This is a genomic window from Ereboglobus sp. PH5-10, from assembly GCF_029504735.1.
Taxonomy (GTDB): Bacteria; Verrucomicrobiota; Verrucomicrobiia; order Opitutales; family Opitutaceae; genus Ereboglobus.
Window position 1 is genome coordinate 1 of sequence record NZ_JAQFIP010000032.1, and the last position, 8,108, is coordinate 8,108.

1 protein-coding gene is annotated in these 8,108 nt (G+C 63.9%); it reads left to right on the forward strand.

Annotated elements, in window-relative coordinates; genetic code table 11:
* Nucleotides 1-626: 626 nt before the first annotated feature.
* A partial coding sequence (locus M2447_RS13505; RefSeq protein WP_277559029.1) for a hypothetical protein occupies nt 627-8,108 on the forward strand: 7,482 nt, incomplete at its 3' end.

Consider the following 8,108-nt stretch of genomic DNA (forward strand, 5'->3'; position numbering starts at 1 on the left):
GAAGCCAGGTGTATTTTGACTATGAATACAACAAGGCCTCGGACTACGAGAGGCCCTGGTCGCTGAGCCTCGGCTACCGCCGCGCCTGGTAAGAAGTTCCCCGCGAATAATATATGTTAAAAGGGCGCCGCGTGAGGCGCCCTTTTTATACCCCATGGGATTGATATCGTGGGCTCGGTTCGAGAGGGGATGCCACTTGCGAGTGAGCTTTGGCCTTTAACCGGCGGGGTGCTTTCCCCGTGCAGGGCTCCGTCATTATGCGTTGCTTCGTATTCTTTTCGCAACTCAACCGAGGGCTTTCCTCCAGTGCATGAAAATGGTTTTCATTTTCTCAAAATAGATAATTGCCAATGGATTTTCCCTGCAATATTAGCCGTGATAATTATATTTTTTTTACCGGCACTTTATTCAGTTTTATGAACATGCTAAATCACGTTAAGCCACACCAGTTGGTTCGCAACCGTGCGCGGGGCCTCCTCGCGCTTTGCCTGTCCGCGGCCTTCGCGGTTTTTGCCGGGCAATTGTCCGCGCAGACAATTCCCATTACCAGTGGAACCACCAACTATAACGCCAGCGCCCCTGGCACGCATGTCCTGAGTTCCGGGTCTGTTACCGGGGGCCCAGCCGTGACTATTTCGGTTGCCGGCGTGGAGTTGCGAATCGACTCAGGCGCCCTTGCGGATGGATTGTCCAACTACGCGGTGAATTCTTCCGCCAGCAGTTTGATAAACAGCGCCGGGTTGATCCGGGGAGAGGGAGGCATTTCGTTTGCCGTCGGCGGCACGGTGCTCAATTCCGGCACGATTATCGGTAATAGCATCAGCTCTTCCAGCGCCGTCTATGGCCAGACCAGCATCCGCGTCGACAACAATGCGGGTGGTGTGATTCAAAGCGCTAACAGGGCCGTGTGGCTCAATGGCGGTGGCACGGTGCGCAATGTCGGCGCCATTACCAGCACTGGCAGCGTTGGCATCCTGTCCAATAACATCAACACCCTGATCGACAATGCTTCGGCTGGCGTCATCACTGGCGGCACCTACGGCGTGAGTCTCGTGAATGGCGGCATTGTCACCAACGTCGGCACGATCCGCGCCACCGCCGTCGGCGGTGCCGGCGTTTATTCCGACAACATTGCCACGCTCGTTAGCAACGCCACCGGTGGACTCATCGCCGGTGTTGAGCGCGGCGTGCGACTCAACAGCGGCGGCACGGTCGCCAACTCCGGCACGATTTTGGGTGGTGACTATGGCGTGACCATTTTTGGCGCATCGGGTGCGCTCACCAACAGCGGCCTTATTGATGGCATAAACGCGGGGGGCGCTTATCTTATGGGCGGCGGCACGATCACCAATACCGGCACGATCCGCGCAGGCCGCACCGGCGTTGGTTTCGCCAGTTCGGACGCGCTCCTCAATAATCTCTCCGGCGGCCTCATCACTGGCGGCACCTACGGTGTGCAACTCGTCGGCGGCGAAGTGCGCAATTCCGGCAGTATCACCGGCGCGAGCGTCGGCGTTTATTCCAACAGCAACGACACACTCGTGAACAATGCCACTGGCGGCGACATCTCGGGCGGCACCTACGGCGTGCAACTCGCCGCCGGCGGCACCGTCACCAATTCCGGCACGATTTCCAGCACGGGCGGCAACTATGCGGTTTCCGGCACCGGCTCCGCCGTGCTCATTTCCAACACCGTCGGCGGCGTGATTCGGGGCAACGGCGGCGTTGAACTGTTCAACGGCGGCACGGTCCGCAATTCCGGCACGATCACAGGCAACAGCAACCCCGCCGTCCATGGCGCCGCCAGCATCCTCGTCGACAACAAGGCGGGCGGCGTGCTTCAAAGCACCGCCGGCAGGGGCGTGTATCTCGCGTCCGGCGGCACCGTGTTCAATTCCGGCACCATTATGAGTAGTAGCGGCAACACAAACTACGGCGTTCGCATTGTCGGTGCCACCGCGCTCGTATCCAACTCCACTGGCGGCGTGATTCAGGGCGGCGGCGGCGTTTCGCTGCTCAACGGCGGCACGGTGATCAATTCCGGCACGATCACAGGCAACAGCACCAGTAGCAGCGGCGTCTATGGCGAAGTCGGCATACTCGTTGACAACAAAGTGGACGGCGTGATTCAAGGCGCCAACAATGCCGTGCTTCTCACGTCCGGCGGCACCGTCACCAACTCCGGCACCATTTCCGGCGCCACCGGCTACGGCGTGCGCGTCGACGCGGGCACGGCCCTTGTCTCCAACACCGCGGGAGCCACCATCGAAGGCGGCGTTTACGCGGGCGGCAACACCACCGTGCGCAACGACGGCGCGATCACCGGCAACCGCGGCGTTTACCTCGAAATCAATTCCATGCTTACTGGCACGGGCAGCATCAATGTCACCGGCACGGCGCTGACCCTGGCGAACGGTTATGTTTACACCAACACCCTCGCGCCCGTCGGCAGCCTCGTCGGCATTTCCTTCGAGGGCACCGGCTCGCTCGGCAACTCCGGCACCATCACCGGCACGTCCGACACCGGCGTGGAGGCGAAAAACGCCGCCATCGCCGTCACTAACGCCGCCGGCGGCGTCATCACCGGCGGCTCCTACGGCATCAATCTTGCCCAGGGCGGCACGGTCACCAACTCCGGTTCGATTGCCGGTGGCACTTTTGGGGCGGGAATCTATTCCAACAACAACGCCACGCTCGTCACGAACAACGCGGGCGGCAACATTGCCTCCAAAGGCACCGGCATCACGCTGAACGCCGGTGGCACGGTCGCGAATGCGGGCAGGATTAACGGTAGTTCTTCGCCTGCAGTTTATTCCTTCAACAATGCCACGCTCGTGAGCAACACCACCGGCGGCTCCATCTCCGGCAACAGCGCCGTTTGGCTGACTGCCGGCGGCACGGTCGAGAACTCCGGCACGATTCGCGGCACTGGCATGTATGGGGTCGCTTCCGGCAACAACGCCATGTTGGTGACCAACAACGTCGGCGGCCTGATTCGGGGTGGCAACACCGGTGTCAGGCTGAACGCGGGCGGCACGATCGCGAATTCCGGCACGATCGATGGTGACAGTAAACTTGGTGTTTACTCCAACAATAACGCCACGCTCGTCACGAACAACGCGGGCGGCTACATCACCGGTGCCACGGGCGTGTCTATTGCCCAGGGCGGCACGGTTACCAACTCCGGCTCGATCCGCGGTTCGAGCATCGGCCTTGATACCGCCGGCAATATCGCCGAGATCACCAACAACGCCCTGATCGAGGGCGCCTCCTCGGGCGTCAAGCTAAGCGGCGGCGGCTCGGTGCATAACACGCACAACGCGATCATCAAGGGCACCGGGGCCGCCAGCAACGGCATCCTTGCGACAAACGCTTCCGTCAACATTCGCAACGAGGAGCACGGTGTGATCATCGGCGGCGCCACGGGAGTCACCCTGCTGGCCGGCGGCACCATCAAGAACCACAGCTCCATCACGGGCACCTCCGCCACAAGCACCGGCGTGGTGGCCGGCGGCGGAGCCTCGGTCAACAACGACAGCACGGAAAGCATCATCAGCGGCGGCGCCATCGGCGTGCGGCTCGCCTCCGCCGGCAGCGTCACCAACACCGGCACGATTACGGGCACATCCGCGGGCGGCATCGGCGTGGTCTCCGAGACGGCCACCGCGGCGATCACCAACAAGGAGGGCGCGCTTATCAGCGGCGACCTCGCAGGCGTGAACCTTGTGCAAGGCGGCACGGTCACCAACTCCGGCTCCATCACCGGCACGAACGCGGGCGTCGGCTTCGGCGTGGATGCCGCCGACACCGCCACAATCAACAACAGGCATGACGCCACGATCTCGGGAACGACCGCCGGCGTGCGTCTCACGAATGGCGGCGCGGTCACCAACTCCGGCGCGATCGTCGGCGGCGACGCCGGTGTGGACGCGAAGGGCGTTGCCAGCGTGGGCAATTCCGACGAGGGTCTCATCCGGGGCGACACGGGCGTAAACTTGGATTCATTGGAGGCCACAATCACCAACTCCAGCACGATCATCGGCCTGGTCGGTGACGGCATTTACAACAGCCACGCCTCCGGCCAAACCACGGTCACCAACAACGCCGGCGCGCTGATCAGCGGCAAGGACAACGGTGTCAAGACGGTGGCCGGCCTCACGCTCGACAACACCGGCACGCTCCTCGGCGATGCCGGCGTCGGCGCCTGGGCTGGCGGAAAGGCGGGCATCAACAACCGCGGCCTCATTGAGGGCAGCGGGACGGGCGTGTATCTCGACGGTGCCTCGGGTGCGGCGGGCAGCACGATCACCAACTCCGGCACCATTGGCGTGAGCACGCTCAATCTGGACGACGCGGCCGTTTATATCGGACAAAACGGCGCCAGTGTCGTGAACCTCTCCGGCGGCAGCATCGCGAGCGAGGGTTTCGGCGTTTACATGGCGGGCAACGACAACACGTCGCTGGTTGACAACCGGCTCGGCGGCGAAATCAAGGCGGACACGGCGGTTTACCTGGCCAACGGGGGGACGGTTGTGAACAGCGGAGAAATTTACGGCAAGTCCTACGGCATTGACTCGGAGGGCATGGTTGCGTTCGTGAACAACATGGCGGGCGGAGTGATCACCGGCGACGCGACGGTTGGCGTCAACCTGCGGGCCGGTGGCACGGTCGCCAATTCCGGCGCGATCATCGGCAACGACCAGGGTGTGTTGATCGACGGGGCGGTGGCGCGCGTGGACAACAAGGCGGGCGGAGTGATCACCGGCGCGGCCACAGGCGTGGAGATTGCGCAAGGCGGCACGGTCACCAACTCCGGCACGATCAGCGGCGCGAGCTCAGTGGGCGTTTACACGGGCGGAATCGCGGTGGTTGAAAACACCGGCGGCCAAATCCAGGGCGGCAACATCGGTGTGTGGATGGACGGCGGCGGACGCGTGCGCAACACCGGTGTGATCACCGGCACGAACACCCACGGCATTTATTCCGCCACCAATGCGGACGTCAGCAACTCCGGCCAGGTGCAAGGCCGCACGACCGGCATTCACGTTGCCGGGACGAGCTCGATTTCGAGCAGCGGCGTGATCATCGGCACGGGCAGCGCGGGCGTTTATGTGAAGGACGAGGCGACGCTCACCAACTCGGGCCGCATCCAAGGCGGCGAATATGGCGTGGAACTCGGCGCCGACGGCACGGTGACCAACCGCGGCTCGATCACCGGCACGAGCAGCACGAGCACCGGCCTTTCCATTGCCGGGGACGCGCTGGTCGAGAACACACTGGCCACAAGCCTGATCAAGGGCGGGGAAACCGGCGTGTCCATGATCGGCGGAGGCACGCTGGGCAACAGCGGCACGATCCTAGGCTCACTCGGCTTCGGCGTCCATTCCGACGCGATTGCGACAATCACCAACAACCACGGCGGCCTGATTCAGGGCGGCTTCGACGGCCTGCATATGGTCGCCGGCGGCACGGTCGTCAACAGCGGCACGCTCCTCGGCGATGACGCCGCGGGCGTTTATGCCGGCGACACCGCGGCAATCATCAACAACCACGGCGCCCTGGCCAAGGGCGACGACTTTGGCGTGCATCTTGCCGGCGGCGGCACGGTGACCAACAGTGGCACGATCCTCGGCGACGCCGACAGCGGCATCATCGCCGTAAACGACCCCATCGTCGTTGAAAACACCGGCGGCCAAATCCAAGGCGGCATGAACGGCGTGTGGCTGGGCGAGGGCGGCACGGTGCGCAACACCAACGGCACAATCATGGGCACGACCGAGGACGGCGTATATTCGGGCACCAATGCCGGGGTGGAAAACACCGGCGGTTACATTAACGGCAACCGAACCGGCGTGCATATTGCCGGCAGCGGCACGGTGACCAACACCGGCACGATCGTCGGCACGGGCAGCTACGGCGTCCATGCCGGCCAGTCCTCGGAAATCACCAACACGACTGCCGACAGCCTAATCTCCGGCCAAACCGGCGTGTTTCTTGCCAACGGCGGCACGGTTACCAACGCAGGCACAATCCGTGGCCTCGCCAACGACGGCGTGAGTATTGCAAACGCCTCCGGCCTGGTCACCAACGACGGCTTGATCGAAGGCGCCGACGCCGCCGTGCAACTCGCTTTCGGCGGCACGGTGCAAAACACCGGCACGCTCAAGGGCGACCGCGGCGTTTACGGGTATGGGCTCAACGCGCCAACGGTGGTGGAAAATGCCGCCGGCGCGCTCATCAGCGCGGCAGACGCGGCGATTGATTTGCGAAGCGGCGGCACGATTGCGAACAGCGGCACGATCATCAGCGCGAACAGCGCCGGCATCATTGCCGGGGGCCACGCCACGATCACCAATGAGTCCACCGGCCTGATTCAGGGTAATTATGGAATCTCCCTTGACGCGGGTGGCACCATCATGAACGCCGGCACGATCACCGGCGCGACCATCGGCGTGGGCGCCGACACCGTTGCCGTCGTCGTCACCAACACCATCGGCGGCGTGATTAGCGGCGGTGCCTACGCGGTCAACCTGGCCGCCGACGCGGCGAACGAAGTGAACCTGTGGAACAGCAGCACACTCGCGGGCAACCTGCGCATCCTCGGCGCATCCTCACTGCTCACGCTCAACGGCGACACGGGCACGGAGCAACTCTACTCGGACGCGGTGACCGGCAACACGACCTTCACCGGCACGCTCGTCAAGCAAGGCGCGGGCACCTGGACAATCGACGCGCACCCCGGCGCGTTCATGGCGCAGCAAATGACGACGGTGGACGCCGGCAAGCTCATCGTCGATTGGGAGCAATACCAGCTCAACGGCTCGGATGTGAACATCGAGGCCGGCGCCATCCTCGAAGTGCGCACCGCCGACACTACCGGCACGACCACGCTCGTCAACCCGCTCACCGGCGCGGGTCTGCTCGACCTCGTCGGCACGGCGACGGTTAGCGCGCCCAGCGTCACCTTTGCGCTCGACCCCGCGATGGGCACGGCGTTCACCGGCACGGTCGGCGTGGGCAGCGCATACGGGAACAAGACAGTCTTCGACCTCGCCACCTCGGAAAGCGCGCTCGAAAACGCGACCCTCAAACTCAACGCCAGCAGCGAAACCACGCTCGACGCCAACCGCGAAATCGGCGGCCTCGACCTGGCCGGCGGCACATTCCTGGTCAAGACCGACACGACCGCCGCGGGCCTGCCGCCCTACAAGCTCACCGTCGAAACCCTCGCAGTCAGCGAAAGCGGCGGCCTCGCCGCCAGCAAGATCGGCGTGGACACCGAGGTGCTCTCCGGCATCAACCCGCCAATCCCCCCCGGCGACGGACTCAACGGCAGCATCTTCGACGTGGACGTCCTCCCGCCCGACTTCGAGCTCAATAAGCGCACCATCGTTGAGTCGACCATCAGCGGCCCGGCCGACGGCATTGGCTTCGACCTCGTTGACAGCGACGGCAACGCTCTCGCCTCCGGCACCGACAACACCCTCATCACCTTCAGAAACCAGGGCGGCATCGCCGATGTCGGCGTGAACACCTACGGCTACAACGCCATCACCCAGGGCGGCGACATCCTGCTCAACTACGGCCTCATCTCCATCGAGTCGATCAACTCCGCCGAGGCCGTCATCATCGACTCGACCGGTTCGCTTGACAAAACCCTCAGCGCCAAGCTCACCGGCACGACCGGCGGCGCGGGCTTCACCTTTGTCGGCGGCGAGGAAATCACCCTCGCGCACACCGGCAACGACTACACCGGCGCGACCCTCATCACCGACAACACCACGGTCATGGGCGGCGCCGCCAACGTGATCGCAAGCAGCACGGGTGTCATCATCGACGCCGGCGCGGCCTTCGACCTCCACCTCTACAACCAGCGCCTGCAAAACGTCCGCGGCGAAGGCGACATCAAGCTCGGCGACAAAACGCTCACCGTCATCAGCACCGAGACCGGCGTGGAATTTGCCGGCGTGATCAGTGACTCCGGCAGCGCCGGCAATGTGACGCTCGCCGACGACAGCGAGTGGACGCTTACCGGCGCCAACACCTACACCGGCGTGACCACGATCGGCGCGGGCGCGCAACTGCAACTCGGCAACGGCGGCGCCACC